This is a genomic window from Saccharothrix xinjiangensis, assembly GCF_039527585.1.
GTDB classification, from domain to species: domain Bacteria; phylum Actinomycetota; class Actinomycetes; order Mycobacteriales; family Pseudonocardiaceae; genus Actinosynnema; species Actinosynnema xinjiangensis.
In genome coordinates this window covers 151014-168315 of the sequence record NZ_BAAAKE010000013.1, presented here as the reverse complement: position 1 = coordinate 168315, position 17302 = coordinate 151014, and the positions used below count along the sequence as shown (strand labels likewise).

Genomic DNA, 17302 nt, shown 5'->3' with positions numbered 1-17302 from the left:
TCACGGTTGCCTCCTAGTTGATCTCAGAACGTCGCGAGCAGCCGCGCGTACACGCCGAACTCGCCGAGCACCACCGGCACCAGCGCGATGACCACCGCCGCCTCCAGCCGGTCGCCGAACTGCCGGAACCGCGCCGCCACGTGCTCCTTGGGCACGTGGAGCACGCGCAGCAGCGCCGCCGCCGCGCAGACCAGCAGCAGCGCGCACACCCAGGGGCGGGCGTCCGGCTGGTCGGCCAGCCAGCGCCGCAGCAGCCCGACCACGACCGCGGCCGTGCCGCCGAGCAGGGCGACGACCTGCGCCAGCAGCGGGAACGCCCGCAGCCGCAGCACCAGCGCCGACGCGGTGAGGCACGCCAGCGCGACGGTCCACGGCGTCGGCGCGGTGGTCAGCGCGAACCCCGCCGTCCCGGCGGCGCGCGCGGCGGCGGCGGTGGCGACGGTCAGACCCCGGTGGGCCGCGGCCAGCGCGCCCGCCACGGCGGGCCTGCGCACCACGCCGTCCCCGACCAGCACGTCGTCCAGGGCGGCCAGGCCGGAGCCGACCACCGCGAGCCGGGGCAGCGCGCCGAGCAGCAGCACGGCCACCACGGCGACGACCGCCGACGCCCGGCCGGTCGGCAGGTCCAGCAGCGCCGCGCCGGCCCACACCGCGAGCAGCGCCAGCGCCACCGCGCCGCCGAACACGCCACCGCGGCCGAGCCCCGAGCACGCGCCCAGCACGACCGTGGTGACCGCGACCGCGGCGACCGCGCCGCCCGCGGCCGCCGCGGGGTGGGGCACCTGCGCCAGCGCCAGGTGGACGCCGACCGCGCCGCCGGCGAGCACCACGGCGACGCCCACCGGCCGGGAGGCCCGCCGCGCCACCACCGCACCGGCGACCAGCAGCGTCACCGCCACCGCGACGGGCACCCGCGCCAGTGGCGCGAGCACGGCGCACGCGGCCACCACCGCGACCACCGCGATCGCGGTGCACGTCCAGCGCAGCGCGTCGGGTCCCCAGCGCCACGCCCGGCCGCCGAAGTCGTCGGTCGTCGCGTCGGCCACGTCGTGCACCACCGCCGCCGACGGCACCTCCGGCCCGCGCAGCAGGCGCAGCACCGCGCCGTCCGGCACGTCGGCCTGGTGGAGCGTGCGGTCACCGGGCAGCGCCGCGCCGTCGACGCCGACGAGCCGGTAGGACTCGGGCGGGTCGCGGTGGGGTTCGCCGGTCAGCCGGAGCAGCTCCGGCAGCAGCACGGCCAGCGGCTCGGCGGAGGGCAGCACGACGTCGACCCGCCTGCGCGTGCCGACGAGGGTCACCCTGGTGCTCCCGGTGGCGGTCGTGGCGATCACGGCGCGCTCACCTGCACCCCGGCGCGGCGCTGCTGCTGCTCCTCCAGCACGTCGTGCAGGAACGCCCAGCCCACGCAGCCCGCGCACACCACGGCCGCCACCACGCACCCGATCACGAACCGGGCCAGGTTGTCCGCCGTGGACCGCTGGTGCCGCAGCGCGCCCCACAGCAGCGCGTCGCGCAGCCGCCGCCGGCGCACCGCCACCGATTCCAGCAACTGGCTGTCGTACTCGCGTACCACGTCGACCTCCCACTACCCGGCGGCTCGCCCGGTGCTCGCCGCCGACCGCTGCCGGTGCGCCGCGTAGAGCCGGATGAGCCGGGGCATCCGGTAACCGCCGCTCGCCTCGGTGATCAGGTGCGCGTCGGCCAGGGCCGCGACGACCGCCCGGCCGCGTTCCGGCGCGGCGCCCAGCAGCGCGGCGGTCGAGGCGGCGGTGATCTCGCCGGCGGGGGCCGCGCCGAGCACCCGGAGGGCATGCCGCTCGACCTCGCCCAGCGCCTCGCCGGCGCGGTCGAACCGGGCGCGCACGGACAGGTCCTCGCAGGTCAACCGGTCCAGCCTGGTGCGCTCGTCGGCCAGCAGGTCGGCCAGCGCGCCCACCGACCGGTCCGGGTGCGCCGCCAGCAGCGCGCCCGCGACCCGCAGCGCCAGGGGCAGGTGCCCGCAGCGCTCGGCGACCAGGCGGGCCGCGGCGGGTTCGCGGGCGACGCGGGCCGCGCCCGCCAGGTCGGCGAGCAGCGCGACCGAATCGGGCTCGCCGAGCACGTCGACCCGGCGCCGGACCGCGCCGTCCAGCGCCGCCAACGGGTTCCGGCTGGTCACGATCACCGCGGACCGGCCGTCCCCGGGCAGCAGCGCGCGCACGCCGGCGGCGTCGGCGGCGTCGTCGAGCACGACGAGCAGCGCGCGGTCCGTGGTGCGCGCGCGGAACAGCTCGGCCCTGGCCTCCAGGCCGGGCGGGACGAGGTCGTCCGGCACGCCGAGCAGCCGCAGGAACCGGTCCAGCACGGCCGAGGGGTCCGCGCGACCGCCGTCGAGGCCGGCGTGGAGCTGGCCGTCCGGGAAGTCGTCGCGCAGCGCGTGCGCCAGCCACAGCGCCAGCGCGGACTTCCCCACCCCCGGCATCCCGGTGACCACGCAGGTGGACGTGCCGGCGCGCAGCGCCGCGGCGAGGTCCGCGAGCGGTTCGTCGCGGCCGACGAGGCGGCCCCGGCGGGCGGGCAGGGCGCACGGGCCGGTCGCCCGCGGACCCGGGCGGGGCGGTTCCTCGCCGTGCAGCACCATCCGCTGCAACCGCCGCAGCTCCGCGCCCGGCTCCAGGCCGAGGTGGTCGGCGGCGAACCGGTAGGCCGCGTCGTAGGCGGCCAGCGCCTCGGCCCGGCGACCGGCCCGGTGCAGCGCCAGGACCAGCAGGTGGCGCAGGTGCTCCCGGTCCGGGTGCTCGGCGACCAGGCCGCGCAGCTCCTCCACCGCCACGCCGAACCGCCGGGCGGCCAGGTTGGCCTCGGCGCGCCGCTCGCGCGCGGTGGCGCGCAGCTCGGTCAGCGCGCGGACCTCCCGGTAGCGCGGCCAGTCGCCCGGCACCCCGGCGAGCACGTCGCCGCGCCACAGGTCCAGCGCGGCGTCGAGCGCGGCCAGCTCTGCCGCCGGGTCGGTCGCCGCGGTCGCCGCGTCGAGGGTCCGCCGGAAGTCCTCGGCGTCCACGGCGTCGGCGCCCAGGTCGAGCCGGTAGGTGCGCGGCCCGGTCTCGACGCGGGCCGCGCACCCGGTGGCGGCGAGCGCCCGCCGCAGCCGCAGCACGTGGACGTGCAGCGTGCCCACCGCCCTGGCGGGGGCCGCGCCGTCCCACAGCCGGTCGACCAGTTCGCCCACGGGCAGCGGCCGTCCCGCGGTGAGCAGCAGGTGGGCCAGCAGCGCGCGCTGCATCGGCGCGCCGAGGTGGTGCGCGCGCGTGCCGTCGTGCGCCTCCAGCCGACCCAGAACGCGGAACAACATGGACGAGCCCTCCCGGTCAGGCGTAGACGCGGACCCAGTCGACCTCGAACACCGCCGGGCGCAGGCCGCCGTCGCCGGTGAAGTTGTCGAGCTGGAGGTTGAGGTGGCCCGACGGCATGGCCTGGACGTCCCGCCGCCCGTGGGGCCCGCCGCCGCCGGAGACGCGGAACCACTCGACGCCGTCCACGTAGCCGACCAGGGCGGCGGGGGTCCACTCGAAGGCGAAGTTGTGCCACTGCCGCATGTCCACGGGGCAGCGCTCGCGGTACTCCTGCTGCACGGGCACGCCGTCGGGGTGCGGGTAGTGCAGGAACGCCGACAGGCACCCCGCGTCGGGGTCGGTGTACTCGACCCAGTCGTACTCGCCGTCCTCGGGCCACTGCTCGGAGGTCGGCCAGATCAGGTGCAGCGGGTGGTACAGGCCGCCCGAGGCGCCGGTGTTGCGCGACCGCGAGCGGACCTCCCAACGGCCGTGCCGGCGGTCGAGCTTCTGCCTGAGCCAGCCGGTGTCGCCGTTCGCCTCGCCGGTGATGGTGAGGACGCCGCCGCCGACCACGCTGTTCTTCGCGCAGCGGCGGCCGTTCCCGGCGTGGCCCTCCCAGCAGCCCGCCGTGCCGCCGACGGAGCCCGACGGCGTCGACCACTTCGCCGGGTCGACCGGGCCGGTGTAGCCGAACTCGTCGGAGATCGGCAGCGGCGCGCCCCAGCCGTGCCGGACGGCGGCCTCCGCCTGGTCGCCCGGCGCGGTCGTGGTGGTGGTGGTCGACGTGGTCGTGGTGGTCGACGTGGTCGTCGGGGAGGAAGCGCCCACCCGGTAGTCGCACGCGGTGGCGCGCAGCGTCGCACCGGCCGCGGTGTGCTCGTGCTCGGTGAGCACGTTGGCCCGGACCGCGCCCGCCGGCGCGGTGAACTCGCCCGCCACCCTGGTCCAGCCGGCGTTCGCCGCGAACGACGTCCACGGCGCGACGTCCTGGCGCAGGTAACCCGAGTTGTCGCCCTCGGGCGTGGAGTACCAGTCGACCTCGACGCGGGCGCGCCCGGCCGACGTGGCGGACGCGTCGTAGGCGAAGGTCCACCGCTCACCCGCCCGGACCTGTTGCTGCGGCAGGTGGAAAGACGGGTTGGCGACGGCGTTGCCCCGCTGCGCGTAGGCGAACCGCGCCGACCGGTGCCCGACCGCTTCGCGGGTCGCGGCGGAACCTCGCAGCGACCCCCAGCCCGTCGTGCCCTTGTTCAGCACCGGGTTGTCGCACGTGGACACGTCGGTGCCGGTGGGCGGCGGTTGGGCGGTGGACACCTGCACCAGCGACAGCGCCGTGGTCAACCCGATGGCCGCTCCCACCGCGGCGAGCCACAGCCCGCGTCCGGATCTCATGATCTGCTCTCCCCTGCCCGTCGTGGTCGTCCGTTGGGAGCCTGGCAGCGCCGGGTGGTCCGCGGCCCCTCGTGGCACCAACCGGTCAACCCCGGTGGGGCGTGGGCGATCAGCCGATCCGGTAACCGACGTTGCGCACGGTCTCGATCAGGGGCGGCGTGCGCAGCTTGCGCCGCAACTGCCCCACCAGCACGTCCAGCACGTTGGTCGCGGGTCGCACCAGCTCGTCCCAGGCGTGCCGGAACAGCTCGTCCCGCGTCACCGGCCGCCCCGCGTTGGCCAGCAGCAGCTCCAGCACGAGGAACTCGCGGCGGGTCAGGGACAGCAGCACCCCGGCCCGGCGCACCTCGCGCGCGCCCGGGTCCAGCTCCACGTCCGCGTGGCGCAGCACGGCGGGCCTGCTGATCTCCCGGCGGCGGCACAGGCCGCGCACCCGGACCACCAGCTCATCCATGGCGAAGGGCTTGACCAGGTAGTCGTCCCCGGTCCGGAGCCCCTCGACCCGGTGCGCCACGCTGTCCAGCGCGGTCAGGAACAGCACCGGCACGCGCAGCCCGGCGCGCCGCCGCTCCCGCACGTACACCAGCGCGTCCCCGTCCGGCAGCACCCGGTCGAACACCGCGCAGTCGTAGGAGTTCACCGCCAGCGCCTCGTCCGCGCCGGCCAGGTCGGCCGCCACGTCCACCGCCAGCCCCCCGCCCCGCAGGGACACGGCGACGGCGAGGAGCAGGTCTTCGTCGTCCTCGGTCACCAGGATGCGCACGACGCCACCGTAGTCACCCGGGTCACCCGGCCCGGCGCAGCAGCCAGCCGCGATCGGCGGCCTTCGCGCCCGCCTGGAACCTGCTGCGCGCGCCGAGCCGGTTCATGATGTCGGCGACCAGCCGCCGCACCGTGCGCACCGACACGCCCAGCCGGGCCGCCGCCGCCTCGTCCGTGCTGCCCGCGAACAGCAGCGTCAGCAGCTCCCGCTCGCGCGGCGACAACCCGCACGGCGACCCGGCCGCGGCGAACACCGGCACCGCCTCCGGCCACACCCGCTCGAACAGCTCGACCGCGGCCCGCACCACGCCGGGCAGCCGGAACACCGCCGCGCCGCCCTCGGCGGGCAGCACGACCGCGGCCCCGTCGACCACCACGGCGTCCATCGGCACCTGGGCCACCGTGCGCACGTCGGTGCGCGCCAACGCCAACGCCGAGGTCCGCAGCGCGTCGGGCAGCAGCACCCGGTAGCGCACGCCGCGCCGCAGGTTCTCCTGGTCGACCCGGCGCAGCCGCGCACCACCGGTGGACATCACCACCACCTCGGCCCGCGCCCGCGCCAGCAGCGCGTCCACGCCCGTCGGCAACGCGGGCGCCGCCTCGCCCGCGCCGCGCCCCCGCCGGTCGGCCACCCCGACGACCACCCCGGTCCCGCTCATCCCGCCACCCCCGATCCGCTCCACGACCACGTCCACCCCTCGTCCACCCGCGCCGACCCCGATCACGCGGCCACCTCCCGACGCGCCCGCAGCAGCTCCGGCCCCGGCGCCACGCCCAGCTCGGCCGCCAGCAGGTCGCACACCCGCCGGTACTCGACCAGCGCGTTCGCCCGCCGCCCGGCACGGGACAGCGCCCGCACCAGCCGGGCCCACGCGCCCTCCCGCAACGGGTCCTCCGCGATCAGCGCGCGCAGCACCGCGATGGCCTCGCCGTGCCTGCCCAGCGCGGTCCACGCGTCGGCGAGCCGTTCCCGCACCTCCCAGCGCAGGTCGTCCAACCGGGCGGCCTCCGGCGCCGCGACCTCGTGCCGCAGCTCCGCGAACGGCCTGCCGCGCCACAGGTCCAGCGCCGCCGTCAGCGGCTCCACCGCCTGCGCCGCCGGGCCGCGCGCGGCGCGGTCGAGCAGGTCGCGGGCGACGTCGGCGTCGGTGTCACCGGGCTCGACGCGCAGGCGGTAGGTGCGCGACCGGGTGTCGATCCGGCCGGGCGGCAACGCGCGCCGCCACTGCCACACGTAGGTGCGCACGTTGTGCCCGGCCGAGGGCGGGACGTCCTGTTCCTGCCAGATGTGCTCGATCAGCTCGTCTAGGCTCACCCACGCGTTAGCGTGCAGCAGCAGCACGGCCAGCAGGGTGGCGGGCTTGCGGGCGCCGGGTTGCGGCCCGAGGACTCGGAAGATCACGCGCCCACCATCCGCCACTACACATGAGGTTTCGATGACATGCGGGTGATGGTGGTCGAGGACGACGAGGACCTGCGGTTCGCGATCGCCGCCGAGCTGCGCGGACGCGGCCTGGACGTGGACACCTCGCCCGACCTGGGCGGCGTGGACCGGGCGCTCGCCCGCGCCCGCTACGACTGCGCGGTGTTCGACCGGATGCTGCCCGACGGGGACGCCATCCACTACGTGCAGGAGCAGCGCAGGCGGGGGCTGGCCGTGCCGGTGCTGTTCCTCACCGCGCGGGACGCGCCGGCCGACCGGGTGGCCGGTTTCGCCCACGGCGGCGACGACTACCTGGTCAAGCCCTTCGCCAACGCCGAGCTGACCGCGCGGGTGTTCGCCCTGTGCCGCCGCTCGGGCGCCGCGCGGCCCTCGGTGCTGCGGCACGCCGACCTGGAGCTGGACTGCGCCCGGCACGAGGCGCGGCGGGCGGGCGTGCTGCTGACGCTGTCCGGCAAGGAGTTCGCGGTGCTGGAGTACCTGGCGGCGCACGTCGGGCAGGTGGTCAGCCGGGCCGACCTGATCGAGCACTGCTGGGACGCCGAGTCCGACCCGGTGGCGAACGTGGTCGACTCGGTGGTCAGGCACCTGCGGCGCAAGCTGCACGACCCGGAGCTGATCCACACCGTGCCCGGGCACGGCTACCGCCTGGGCTCCTCGTGAGGGCCCCGGCCGGCCGGCAGGCGAACCACTCCTCGGCGGCGCGGCTGCGCTCGCTGCGCCTGCTGCTCACCGTGCTGTTCACCGCGATGAACACCGCCGGGCTGCTGGTGCTGGCGATCCTGGTGGTGCGCGAGGACGCCGAGCAGGGCGCCGACCGCCTGGACGCCGAGCTGCACCGCGTCACCGCCGTCGCGAGCAGGCTGATCGACTTCCGCGACTCGCTGGTCACCGCGGACCTGATCGCGGACCCGGTGAACCGGGAGTGCCCCGGCTTCGCGATCCTGCCCGGCGGCGCGGAGCCGGAGTTCCGCGGCCACCTCGGCGAGGGCGGGTGCGTCGGCGTGGACGTGGACGCGCGCCTGGACGTGCTCAGCGCCCTGGCCACCCGCGCGGTGGACGGCGGCGGCACCGTGACCGGCCGGGTGGACGGCCTGCGCGTGCGCGCGGAGCCCCTGAGCACCGTCGACGGCCGGGTGCTCGGCGCGGTCGTCGCCGTCGCCGACCTCGCGCCGGAGCAGGCGCGGCACCGCGGGGTGGTGGTGCGGGTCGTGCTGGGCTGCGCGGTGCTGGTGACCGCGCTCGCGCTGGCCGGGCACGTGCTGTCCGGGCGGGCGATCCGCCCCGCGGCGGCGGCGCTGGAGCAGCAGGAGGTGCTGCTCGCCGAGACCGCGCACGACCTGCGCACCCCGGTCGCGGCGCTGCGCGCGCTGGCCGAGACCGCCCTGCGCAACCCCGGTCAGGCGGCGCAGGTGATGCCGCGCGCCGTGGGGTTGGCCGCGCGGATGGGCGGCATCATCGACGGGCTGCTGGTGCGCGCCAGGCTCGCCGCGGGCGTGGAGCAGCTGGCCATCCAGCCGCTCTGGCTGGACCAGCTGGTGTCGGCCGTCGTAGAGGACACGCCCGCGCCCGGCGCCCGGGTCACCGTGACCGCCGCGCCGACCAAGGTCGACGCGGACCCCAGCCTGCTCCAACGCGCCGTCGGCAACCTGCTGGGCAACGCGCTGCGGCACGGCCGCCGGCCGGACGGCGAGGCCATCGTGCACATCACCGTCGCCGACGGCCGCGTCACGGTCGCCGACCACGGTCCGGGCATCGACCCCGACGCGGCCGAGGCGGCGTTCGACAGGTTCACCGGGTCGGGCACCGGGCTCGGGCTGTCCATCGTGCGCTGGGTGGCCCTGGCGCACGGCGGTTCGCTGCGGGTCTTCAACGCCGAGGAGGGCGGCGCGATCTTCGAGCTGAGCCTGCCGGTCAGCGGATCGTGAACTCCTCCCACGGTTCCAGCGACCGCCACCGGTCGTCCAGGAGGTAGGCCAGGTAGTAGCGGTACTCGCCGGGGGTGTCGAACCGGCGGCTCAGCACCACCTCGCGCGTGCCGGTGCCGAGGTCCTGGTCGCGCAGCTCCGGGAAGTCGTGCGACTCGCCGGTGCCGTAGTGCACCGCCCGCACGGTCAGCGCGCGCAGCGTGACCGGGCGGTCCGCGGCCAGCGTCGCGCGCACCTCCACCTCGTCGCCCGCGGCGGGCAGCCGCGGCTCCAACCGCAGGGAACCGGCGATGGTCGGGGTGGCGGGCAGGTCGGCGACCGGGACGTCCGGTTCGGCGGTCAGGACGAGCACCAGGACCAGCGCCGCGACCGCCGCCAGCGCGCCTGGGATGAGGAACCGGGGATTCACCGAGTCTGGACCATTTCTGTATCGGGTGCTCTACGCTACGTGACCGAAGGACCAGGGGGGTTCGAACCCGATGAAACTGTCGGCCGAGGTGCGGGGTCGTGCACCTGTCGCGTTGCTGCTCGTCATCGCGCTCACCGCGGTGGGCGCCGCCCTCGCGGGAGCGCGGGGCGGCCCCGGGCTGGAGTTCCTGCAACCCGGTCACTGGGTGCTCAACCACGCGCTGGGCGCGGTCTTCCACGTCGACGGCGCGACCAAGCAGGTGGACGCGCGGGTCGAGGTGCCCGGCGCGGACCAGGGCGCCCTGGTCGTGCAGGGCGACTCCAGCGGGTACGTCGTCGGCCGCGGCAAGTACACCGAGTTCGACAAGTCGACGCTGCGCGTGCAGGGCAGCACCCCCGCGCCCGACGAGCTGCCCGTGGCGTTGCAGGGCTCCGGCGGCCCCTACCTGGTCTACCGGGAGCGGGGCGTGGTGGTGCGGCTGGGCGACGAGCCCAGGACCATCCCGGTCGGCGGCCGGCTCGGCGCGCCGGTGGTCACCCCCGACGGCACGGTCTGGCTGCACCGCGTCGACATCGGCAGGCTGTGCCAGCTGCCCAGGGGCACCGACGCGCCGCTGTGCCCCGTCGAGGTGCCGGCCGGCGAGGCGGGCGGGCTGACCGTGGTCGGCGACGAGCCGCTGTTCGTGGACACCTCCCGCGACGTCCTGCACGTGGTGGGGGACAACGGCCTCGGCCGGTCCAAGGCCATCGGCGCGGACCTGCCGGACACGGCGCGCGTGGCGCCCGGCGACGCGGACGGCCGCGTGCCGGTGCTCGACCCGGCGGGCACCCTGTACCTGATCGACACCGCGGACGTGGTCGGCGACCGGCCCGGCGCGCGCGACGTCGTCGTGCCCCTGCCACCCGGCGGCGAGTACACCGGCCCGGAGTCGACCGGGTCCACCGTGGCGGTGCTCGACCGGCGCGGCGGCGCGCTGCTGACCTACGACAGCGCGGGCACCCGGCGCGCGGTGACGCCGCTGCCGCCGGAGACCGGCGCCCCGCGCCTGGTCAGGGGCGAGGACCGGCGCCTCTACGTCGAGGGCGGCCAGGGCGAGCACGTGCTGGTCGTGGACCCCGGCGGCGAGGTGACCGGCGTGCCGACCACCGGCGTCACCACCGGCACCGGCTCGTCCACCGCGGCGCCGCCCGCGACCACCACCGCGCAGGACCCGGGCACCTCGCCGCCCGACCGGGAACAACCGGGCGACGGGCAGCGCGACACCCCGACGCAACAGGACACGCGAGCGGGGCAGGACACGCAGGCCCGGGTGCCCGCGCCGCCGGTCGTCCCGGCGGGCCCGCCCGGCGCGCCCGCGGGCGTCACGGCCGCACCCGGCGACGGGTCGGTGGCCCTCACCTGGGGCGCGGCGGCGGAGAACGGCGCGCCGGTCACCGCGTACCACGTCTCGTGGAACGGCGGCGGCGTCACCGTGACCGGCGACGCGCGCGGCGCCACCGCGAGCGGCCTGGCCAACGGCACGGCCTACACGTTCACGGTGGTCGCCGAGAACAGGGCCGGCCGCGGCTCGCCCGCGACGGCTCAGGCCACGCCGAAGCGGCCCAGGACCATCACGGTCTCCCGCGGCCCGGAGACCACCTACAACGAGAACTGCGAAGCTCCGCAGTGCGCGTTCTTCCTCATCGAGATGCACGGTTTCGAGCCGAACACCCGGTACGAGATCATCCCGTTCGCCAGCCGGTGGGGCGACTTCAACCCCGGCACCACCAGGACCACCGACGCGCAGGGCTCGCTGGTCGTGGACGACGAGTTCCCCTTCAACGGCGACGGCCAGCAGGTCTGGGTGGTCGTCGACGGCCAGGAATCACCCCGCTACACCTGGAGGAACCAGTGACCGCACCCCGGTCGACCCTGGTGTACCGCGCGATCGCGGACAACGTCGAACACGTGGTGCGCGGCAAGCCCGAGGTGGTCCGGCTGGCGGTGGCCGCGCTGCTGGCCGAGGGGCACCTGCTGGTGGAGGACGTGCCGGGCGTCGGCAAGACCACGCTGGCCCGGTGCCTCGCGCGCAGCATCGGCGGCACCTGGAACCGCATCCAGTTCACCCCGGACCTGCTGCCCGGCGACGTCACCGGCGTGATGGTCTACCACCAGAACGCGGAGCGGTTCGAGTTCCACCGCGGTGGCGTCTTCGCCAACGTGGTGCTGGCGGACGAGATCAACCGCGGCACGCCGAAGACGCAGTCGGCGCTGCTGGAGGTGATGTCCGAGCGGCGCGTGACGGTGGACGCGGCGACCCACGAGGTGCCGCACCCGTTCCTGGTGGTGGCCACGCAGAACCCCATCGAGATGGAGGGCACCTACCGGCTGCCCGAGGCGCAGCTGGACCGGTTCCTGGTGCGGGTGTCGGTCGGCTACCCCGACCTGGCCGCCGAGGTGCTGGTGGTGATGAGCGACTGCGCGCGGGTCAGCCCCGACGACCTGGGCGCGGTGGTCGACGTCGACGGGCTGCGGGCGGCGATCGCGGAGGTGCGCGCCTCGCACGTCGCCCCGGCGGTGTGCGAGTACGCGGTCCGCGTCGCGGCGGCGACCCGGGAGCACGCGGCGGTGCGCTGGGGCGCCAGCCCGCGCGGCAGCATCGGCCTGATCCGGGCCGCGCAGGCGCTGGCCGCGACCGAGGGCCGGCTGTACGCCACACCGGACGACGTGAAGGCGGTGGCCGAACCGGTGCTCGCGCACCGGCTGGTGCTGTCCCCGGACGCGGAGCTGAACGGCAGGCGGCCCGCCGAGGTGGTCGCCGAGGTGCTGGCCGGCGTCCCCGTCCCCGTCACGGCGGGGTGAGCGGTGCGGTTGACCTGGCGCGGGATCGCCGTGCTCGGGGCGGCCGCGGTGTGCGGGGCGGTCGGGCTGGGCGCGGGCTACCCGCTGGTGCGGGCGCTGGCGGGGCTGATGGTCGGCGCGGTCGTGGCGGCGTTCGCCGCGGCGGCGCGCGAGCCGCGCGTGGAGGTGCGGCGCGAGGTGTTCCCCGACCGGGTCGAGCGGGGCGGGCCCGCGCTGGCGCGGCTGCGGGTGCTGCGCTCCGGCGGCGGGTTCACCGCGCGCGACCGGTGCGGGCGGCACGTGCGGCGGGTGGTCGTGCGGGCCGACGCCACGTACCACTACGAGCTGCCGACCACCGACCGCGGCAGGCACACCGTGGGACCGCTGGCGGTCGAGCGGACCGACCCGCTCGGCCTGGTGCGCTCCCTGACCGACACCGGTGACACCACGACGCTGTGGGTGCACCCCCGGTTGCTCCCGGCGCGGGCGTTCACCGCCGCCTCGCACCGCCGCCACCACGAGGGGCCGACGACCGACCGGTCCCCGCACGGGTCGCTGGACCTGCGGGAGGTGCGCGAGTACGTGCCCGGCGACGAGGTGCGGCTGCTGCACTGGAAGGCGATCGCGCGCACCGGCAGGCTCATGGTGCGCGACTACACGGACCCCGACCAGCCTCGGTTCTCGCTGGTGCTGGACACCCGCCACGAGCGGGCGTTCGAGGAGGTCGTGGAGGCGGCCGCGGCGCTGCTGCACGCGGGCGCGGTCGCGGGCAGGCGCTCCCGGCTGCTCACGCCGTGCGGGGTGGACGTGAGCGCGCCCGGCGGCGTCGCGGGTGCGCGGGTGCTGATGGACGAGCTGTGCGTGCTGCGGGTGCGGCCCGGCACGTCCCTGCCGCCGCGACCGCCCGGCGGCGTGGTCGTGGTGACCGCCGGTCCGCTCGACGACGTCGGCGGGCTGCGGCCGGACCTGGTGCTGTCCCTCGGCGGTCCCGGCGAGGTGGCCGGGGCGCGGGTGCTGTGGGGCCCGAGCGCCGAGCAGGTCGTGCGGCGCTGGAACGAGGTGGCGGCGTGATCCACCGCCTCCTCGCCGTCTGCGCCGCCGCCGTGCTCGCGGGGTCGTTGTTCGCCCCGGTCTTCGGCCTCGGCGCGCTGCTGCCCGTGATCGCCGCGGCGGCGCTGCCCGCGGCGGCCGTCCTGTGCCGGCTCCGGGGGCTGGAGGCGTGGCGGGCGGTGCTCGCCGTCGCCGCGGGGCTCGCCGGGCTGCTGGCGGCGGTCCGGCCGGCCGACCCGGTGGCCGCGCTGGTCGGCGGGGCCGCGAACGGGTGGCGGCTGGCGCTCCAGTCCACGTGGCCGGTGCGCCCCGACCCGGAGCCGCTGGTGTTCGTGCCCCTGCTGGTGCTGGCCGCGGTCGTGTTCGGGGCCGAGCTGCTGCTGCGCCTGCGGGCGCCGCTGGTCGCGCTGCTGCCCGCGCTGGCCGTGCTGGGGCTGAGCCAGGCGTACGCCGCCGCGACCGGTGCGACCGCGGTCCTCGCCGCGCTGGCCTTCGCCGCGTGCGGCGCCGTCCTGGTGGCCCGCGCGGTCCCGTGGGCGGCCGTGGCGCTCGGCGCGGCCGGCGCCACCGCCCTGGGCGCGGTGTCCACCGGGGCGCCCGCCTCGCTGCGCGACGGGCAGTTCGCGCCGCCGCCCGCCACCCGGGTGGCCAACCCCCTCGGCGACCTGGCCGCCCGGCTGGCCGACCCGGACCTGCCGGTGTTCGAGTACACCTCCGACGAACCGGTGGACCGGTGGTCGATCGCGGTGCTCGACGACTTCGACGGCGTGAACTGGACCCCGGGCGGCGAGTTGCGGCGCCTGGGCGTCGGCCTGCCACCGGGTGCGGCCGCGCCCGCGCGGCGGCGCTCGGCCACGGTGCGCCCGCACGGGCTCACCGGACCGTGGCTGCCCAGCCAGGCGCGGCCCGCCGAGGTCACCGGCGTGGACCCGCTGGTCTACCCGGCCCGGGGCACGCTGCTCGCCGAGCGGCGGCCGGCGGAGTACGAGCTGGCCTGGTGGGAGCCCGAGACCGACGCCGCGGCACTGGCCGGCGCGGCGATCGACCCGGCCGCCGAGGGCGGGTTCGGCGGCGTCGGGGAGGTGCCCGCCGAGGTGGTCGCCCTCGCCAACGACGCGGTGCGCGGGATGCGGTCGTCGTTCCAGACCGCCCTGGCGCTGGAGCGGCACCTGCGGGAGGAGTACCGGCTGGTGGTCGACGGCACGCCGCCGGTGGGGCACGGTTGGCCGCAGCTGACCCGGTTCCTGGTCCACGACAAGCGCGGCACCAGCGAGCAGTTCGCCGCCGCGTACGTGGCGCTGGCCAGGGTCCTGGGCATCCCGGCGCGCCTGGTGGTGGGGTTCGCCGCGCCCGGCAGCGGTTCCGTCGTGCGCAACGGCGACGCCCTGGCGTGGCCCGAGGTGGCCGTGGCCGGCGTGGGCTGGGTGGCGCTCGACCCGACCGGCAGGACGCGCGGCACGGCCGCCACGAGCCTGTCGCAGGCCACCGAGGAGGCGCGCGGACAGCTGCCGCCGGGCCGGGCGCCCGAGCCGGTGCTGCCGCCCGGCACGGGTGACGGCGAGCACCGGGAGCCGTTCCCCTGGACGGTGGCGCCGTGGGCGGTGGCGGCGCTCGCGGCGGGTTGGCTGCTGGCGGTGCCCGCGCTGGTCACCGCCCGGTCCTGGCGGCGGCGGCGCGCGGGCACGGTGGCCGCGGCCTGGGTCGAGGTGCGCGACCGGCTGCGCGCCCACGGCGTTCCGGTGACGCCCGCGATGACGGTGCGCGACCTGGCCTCCGCCGCGGCGCCGGTGGCGGGCGGCGCGACCGCGGACGCGGTGCGCGGGCTGGCGGACGCGGTGGACGCCGCGCTGTGGTCCGGCGCGCCGGTCGACGCGCGGCAACGGGCGTGGGCGGCGGTGGGCGCGGTGCGGTCCGCCTTGGCGCGCAGGCCGTTCCGCGACCGGCTGCGGGCGGTGTACCGCGGCTAGTCAGCGCACGCAGACGGCCTCGCGGATGCCGCGCGGCTCGCTGACCACGATCCCGTCGCCGTCGGTGCCGCGCACCTCGAAGCAGTACTTGCGGCCCGGCTCGACGCGGACCTCCGTGGTGTGCCCGCGCAGTTCGACGGTCGCGCTGTTGGGCAGGCCGTCCGGCGCGACGATGACCACGTAGGAGAGGCGGGGCTCGCCCCGCCAGGAGAGCCGGACGGAGTCGGTGTTGTCCTCGACCGCCTCCCACTCGATGCTCCCCAGCGGCGTCCGGCCGGCCGGCGTGTCCACCGCGGGCGTGCCGGGCTTCGTCGGCGGCGGGTCGTCGCGCAGCAGGACGAAGGGCGCGGCGGCGAGCAGCGCCAGCGCGCCCACCACGCCGAGCGCCGGGACCAGGCGGCCCGTCCGGTCGCGGTCGGGGTCCCGCTTGACCTCCACGATCGGGGTGCGGCCCGGCGGGAGCCGGTTCGGCGGGACGTGGTCCCGCGGCGGCACGGCGGTCTCCCGCGTTCCCGCGATCGGGATGGGGCCGGTCTGGTCGGGGTCGACCTGCTCGGCGGTGGTCCGCGCCGTGTCGACGTGGTGCGGGGTGATGTCGTGCGGGGTGATGTCGTGCGGGGCGAGGGGATCCGGGGCGATGTCGTGCGGGGCGACGGGGTCCGGGTCGGTGTGCCCGAGGTGGGGCGGCGTGGTCGGGTGCGCCGGGGGGAAGCCGATGCGCGCCAAGCGGCCCGGGACGTCGTCCGGCCGGTCGCCGGGGTCCTTGGCCAGCAGCTCGCGCACCAGCTCCGCCAGCGCGGGCGGCACGTCGGTCCGCTCCACGACGGGCACCGGGTCGCCGAGCACCCGCAGCAGTCGCTCCTCCGCCCGCTCGCCCAGCCGCCCCGGGTACGGCGCCCGCCCGGTGAGCGCGAGGAACAGCACCGCGCCCAGCCCGTAGAGGTCGGTGCGGGCGTCCCGCACGGCGTCGCGCACGGTCTCCGGCGCGGTGAAGGCCACCGGCGGGTCGGCCGGGAACGCGCGCCGCAGCACCATCCCGCCGTCGCCGAGCACCGGTTCGCCGGTGAGGCGGAACAGCACGTTGTGCGCCGTGACGGCACCGTGCACCAGCCCCTTCCCGTGCGCCACCGCGAGCGCGCCGCCCAGCGCCCGGCCCAGCGCGACCACCTCCGCGACGGGCAGCGGACCGTGGTGCTCGACCCGGGCCGCGAGCGACGGCCCGCACAGCTCGGAGCGCACCGCCACCACACCGGCCGCGGGTTCCACCACGCCGAGCACGGCGAGCGTCGACGGCACACCCCGCCAGGCCGACAGCTCGGCGTCGAGCTTCGCCCTCGTCCGGCGGTCCAGCACGCCCGGGAACACCTTCAGGGCGGTGTCCCGCTCCACGTGCACCACGGCCGCGGACCCGCCGCCGGGCGGAATCGACCCGTCGCTCCCTGGAGTGATCATCGCGGTGGCCATTGTCCCACGGTCCCGCAACCGGTCCGGCGATCCGCCGCCGTGACCGCTACCGGACACGACGCCGGCGCCGGGACCCGCGCGCCGGTAGGAACGGACCATGCGGAAGATCCGGCCCGCCCTGCCCCTGGTGGTCGCGGCGCTCCTGGCGCAGGGCTGCACGACGAGCACACCCGGCACCGCCTCGGCCCGGAGCGGCGCCCCCACCGCCACGACGACCCCGAGCGCGGCGCCGACGTCCCCTCCCCCGCCGCCGGCCGACACCGACCCGGCGGCGTGCGCGGACGCGGACTGCCGGCTCCGGGTGTCGGGCACCGTCCAGGTGCCGCTGGCCCCCGGGTTCGGCTGCGCCGGCTTCACGGTCACCCACGGCGCGCCGAACAAGGTGGACTTCACCGTGGTCCGCACCGAGATGAGGACGGTGCGCGCGAACCTGATGGGCACCGGCTACCTGTCCCTGGGCAACGGCGTCACCGTGACGATCGAGGAGGTCTCGCCCACCGGCGCCGTCCTCCGCTTCGAGCCCCGGGCGGAGGACCCGACGAGGGACACCGCCCGCGCCTCGGAAGGCCTCCGGATCTACTGACCGCGCCGCGGCATCGGCCCCCTGGTGGAGACCTTCCCGGTGGGGGAGATCAACACCGCGATCGACGTCGTGCGCGGCGGTCGAGCGCGCTACCGGGCGGTCGTCACCTTCGAGGACACCTCCGGGCAAGCACGGGAAACGCCTGCCCCGTGATCACGGGGCAGGCGTT

Annotated in this window: 17 protein-coding genes; 8 read left to right on the top strand and 9 right to left on the bottom strand. The window is 77.1% G+C overall.

Annotation, left to right across the window (positions count from 1 at the left end; translation table 11 throughout):
• Positions 1-23: 23 nt before the first annotated feature.
• The 7 genes from eccD to ABD223_RS24945 all read right to left on the bottom strand — a co-directional run bounded on the left by eccD (position 24) and on the right by ABD223_RS24945 (position 6873).
• Entirely contained in the window at positions 24-1334 is a 1311-nt protein-coding gene (gene eccD, locus ABD223_RS24975) for a type VII secretion integral membrane protein EccD (protein WP_344038904.1), read from the bottom strand.
• Positions 1331-1576, bottom strand: coding sequence for a hypothetical protein (locus ABD223_RS24970; protein ID WP_344038903.1), 246 nt, complete (start codon positions 1574-1576; stop codon positions 1331-1333). Before ABD223_RS24970 ends, eccD begins: the two co-directional genes overlap by 4 nt.
• A 12-nt stretch (positions 1577-1588) precedes the next feature.
• Complete coding sequence (locus ABD223_RS24965; RefSeq protein WP_344038902.1) at positions 1589-3334, bottom strand: AfsR/SARP family transcriptional regulator; 1746 nt, start codon at positions 3332-3334, stop codon at positions 1589-1591.
• Positions 3335-3350: 16 nt separating this feature from the next.
• A complete protein-coding gene (locus tag ABD223_RS24960) occupies positions 3351-4709 on the bottom strand; it encodes a glycoside hydrolase family 16 protein (RefSeq protein WP_344038901.1) in 1359 nt (452 codons plus the stop codon).
• Between the two features lie 109 nt (positions 4710-4818).
• A complete protein-coding gene (locus ABD223_RS24955; protein WP_344038900.1) occupies positions 4819-5472 on the bottom strand; it encodes a response regulator transcription factor in 654 nt (217 codons plus the stop codon).
• A gap of 22 nt (positions 5473-5494) precedes the next feature.
• Complete coding sequence (locus ABD223_RS24950; RefSeq protein ID WP_344038899.1) at positions 5495-6196, bottom strand: helix-turn-helix transcriptional regulator; 702 nt, start codon at positions 6194-6196, stop codon at positions 5495-5497.
• Positions 6193-6873: an AfsR/SARP family transcriptional regulator gene (locus ABD223_RS24945; RefSeq protein WP_344038898.1), complete on the bottom strand. Its 681-nt coding sequence runs from the start codon at positions 6871-6873 to the stop codon at positions 6193-6195. The genes ABD223_RS24950 and ABD223_RS24945 overlap by 4 nt, the downstream gene beginning before the upstream one ends.
• 39 nt (positions 6874-6912) lie before the next feature.
• Here ABD223_RS24945 and ABD223_RS24940 point away from each other — a divergent pair, with 39 nt between their 5' ends.
• Together ABD223_RS24940 and ABD223_RS24935 are read left to right on the top strand one after the other, a co-directional pair.
• Positions 6913-7575, top strand: coding sequence for a response regulator transcription factor (locus ABD223_RS24940; RefSeq protein WP_344038897.1), 663 nt, complete (start codon positions 6913-6915; stop codon positions 7573-7575).
• Complete coding sequence (locus tag ABD223_RS24935) at positions 7572-8840, top strand: sensor histidine kinase (RefSeq protein WP_344038896.1); 1269 nt, start codon at positions 7572-7574, stop codon at positions 8838-8840. Before ABD223_RS24940 ends, ABD223_RS24935 begins: the two co-directional genes overlap by 4 nt.
• Here ABD223_RS24935 and ABD223_RS24930 read toward each other — a convergent pair.
• Positions 8827-9249 (bottom strand): hypothetical protein, encoded by a 423-nt coding sequence (locus tag ABD223_RS24930; protein ID WP_344038895.1) that lies wholly within the window; start codon positions 9247-9249, stop codon positions 8827-8829. The genes ABD223_RS24935 and ABD223_RS24930 overlap by 14 nt on opposite strands.
• Positions 9250-9319: 70 nt before the next feature.
• Here ABD223_RS24930 and ABD223_RS24925 point away from each other — a divergent pair, with 70 nt between their 5' ends.
• From ABD223_RS24925 to ABD223_RS24910, 4 genes are read left to right on the top strand one after another with little or no spacing between them, the layout of a single operon-like run.
• Positions 9320-11143 carry a fibronectin type III domain-containing protein gene (locus ABD223_RS24925; protein WP_344038894.1) on the top strand — a complete coding sequence of 608 codons (1824 nt, stop codon included), beginning with the start codon at positions 9320-9322 and terminating at the stop codon, positions 11141-11143.
• Positions 11140-12090, top strand: coding sequence for an AAA family ATPase (locus ABD223_RS24920; RefSeq protein ID WP_344038893.1), 951 nt, complete (start codon positions 11140-11142; stop codon positions 12088-12090). Before ABD223_RS24925 ends, ABD223_RS24920 begins: the two co-directional genes overlap by 4 nt.
• 3 nt (positions 12091-12093) lie before the next feature.
• Positions 12094-13140, top strand: coding sequence for a DUF58 domain-containing protein (locus ABD223_RS24915; protein WP_344038892.1), 1047 nt, complete (start codon positions 12094-12096; stop codon positions 13138-13140).
• Positions 13137-15086, top strand: a complete 1950-nt coding sequence (locus ABD223_RS24910) for a transglutaminaseTgpA domain-containing protein (protein WP_344038891.1) — start codon at positions 13137-13139, stop codon at positions 15084-15086. Before ABD223_RS24915 ends, ABD223_RS24910 begins: the two co-directional genes overlap by 4 nt.
• On the opposite strand, the gene ABD223_RS24905 is transcribed toward ABD223_RS24910, so the two are convergent.
• Entirely contained in the window at positions 15087-16538 is a 1452-nt protein-coding gene (locus ABD223_RS24905; protein WP_344038890.1) for a protein kinase domain-containing protein, read from the bottom strand.
• Positions 16539-16647: 109 nt separating this feature from the next.
• On the opposite strand from ABD223_RS24905, the gene ABD223_RS24900 reads away from it, so the two are divergent.
• The gene (locus ABD223_RS24900) at positions 16648-17133 is read left to right on the top strand and encodes a hypothetical protein (RefSeq protein WP_344038889.1); all 486 of its coding nucleotides are present in this window, start codon (positions 16648-16650) and stop codon (positions 17131-17133) included.
• Between the two features lie 24 nt (positions 17134-17157).
• Positions 17158-17286, top strand: coding sequence for a hypothetical protein (locus ABD223_RS24895; RefSeq protein WP_344038888.1), 129 nt, complete (start codon positions 17158-17160; stop codon positions 17284-17286).
• The last annotated feature ends 16 nt before the right edge of the window (positions 17287-17302 follow it).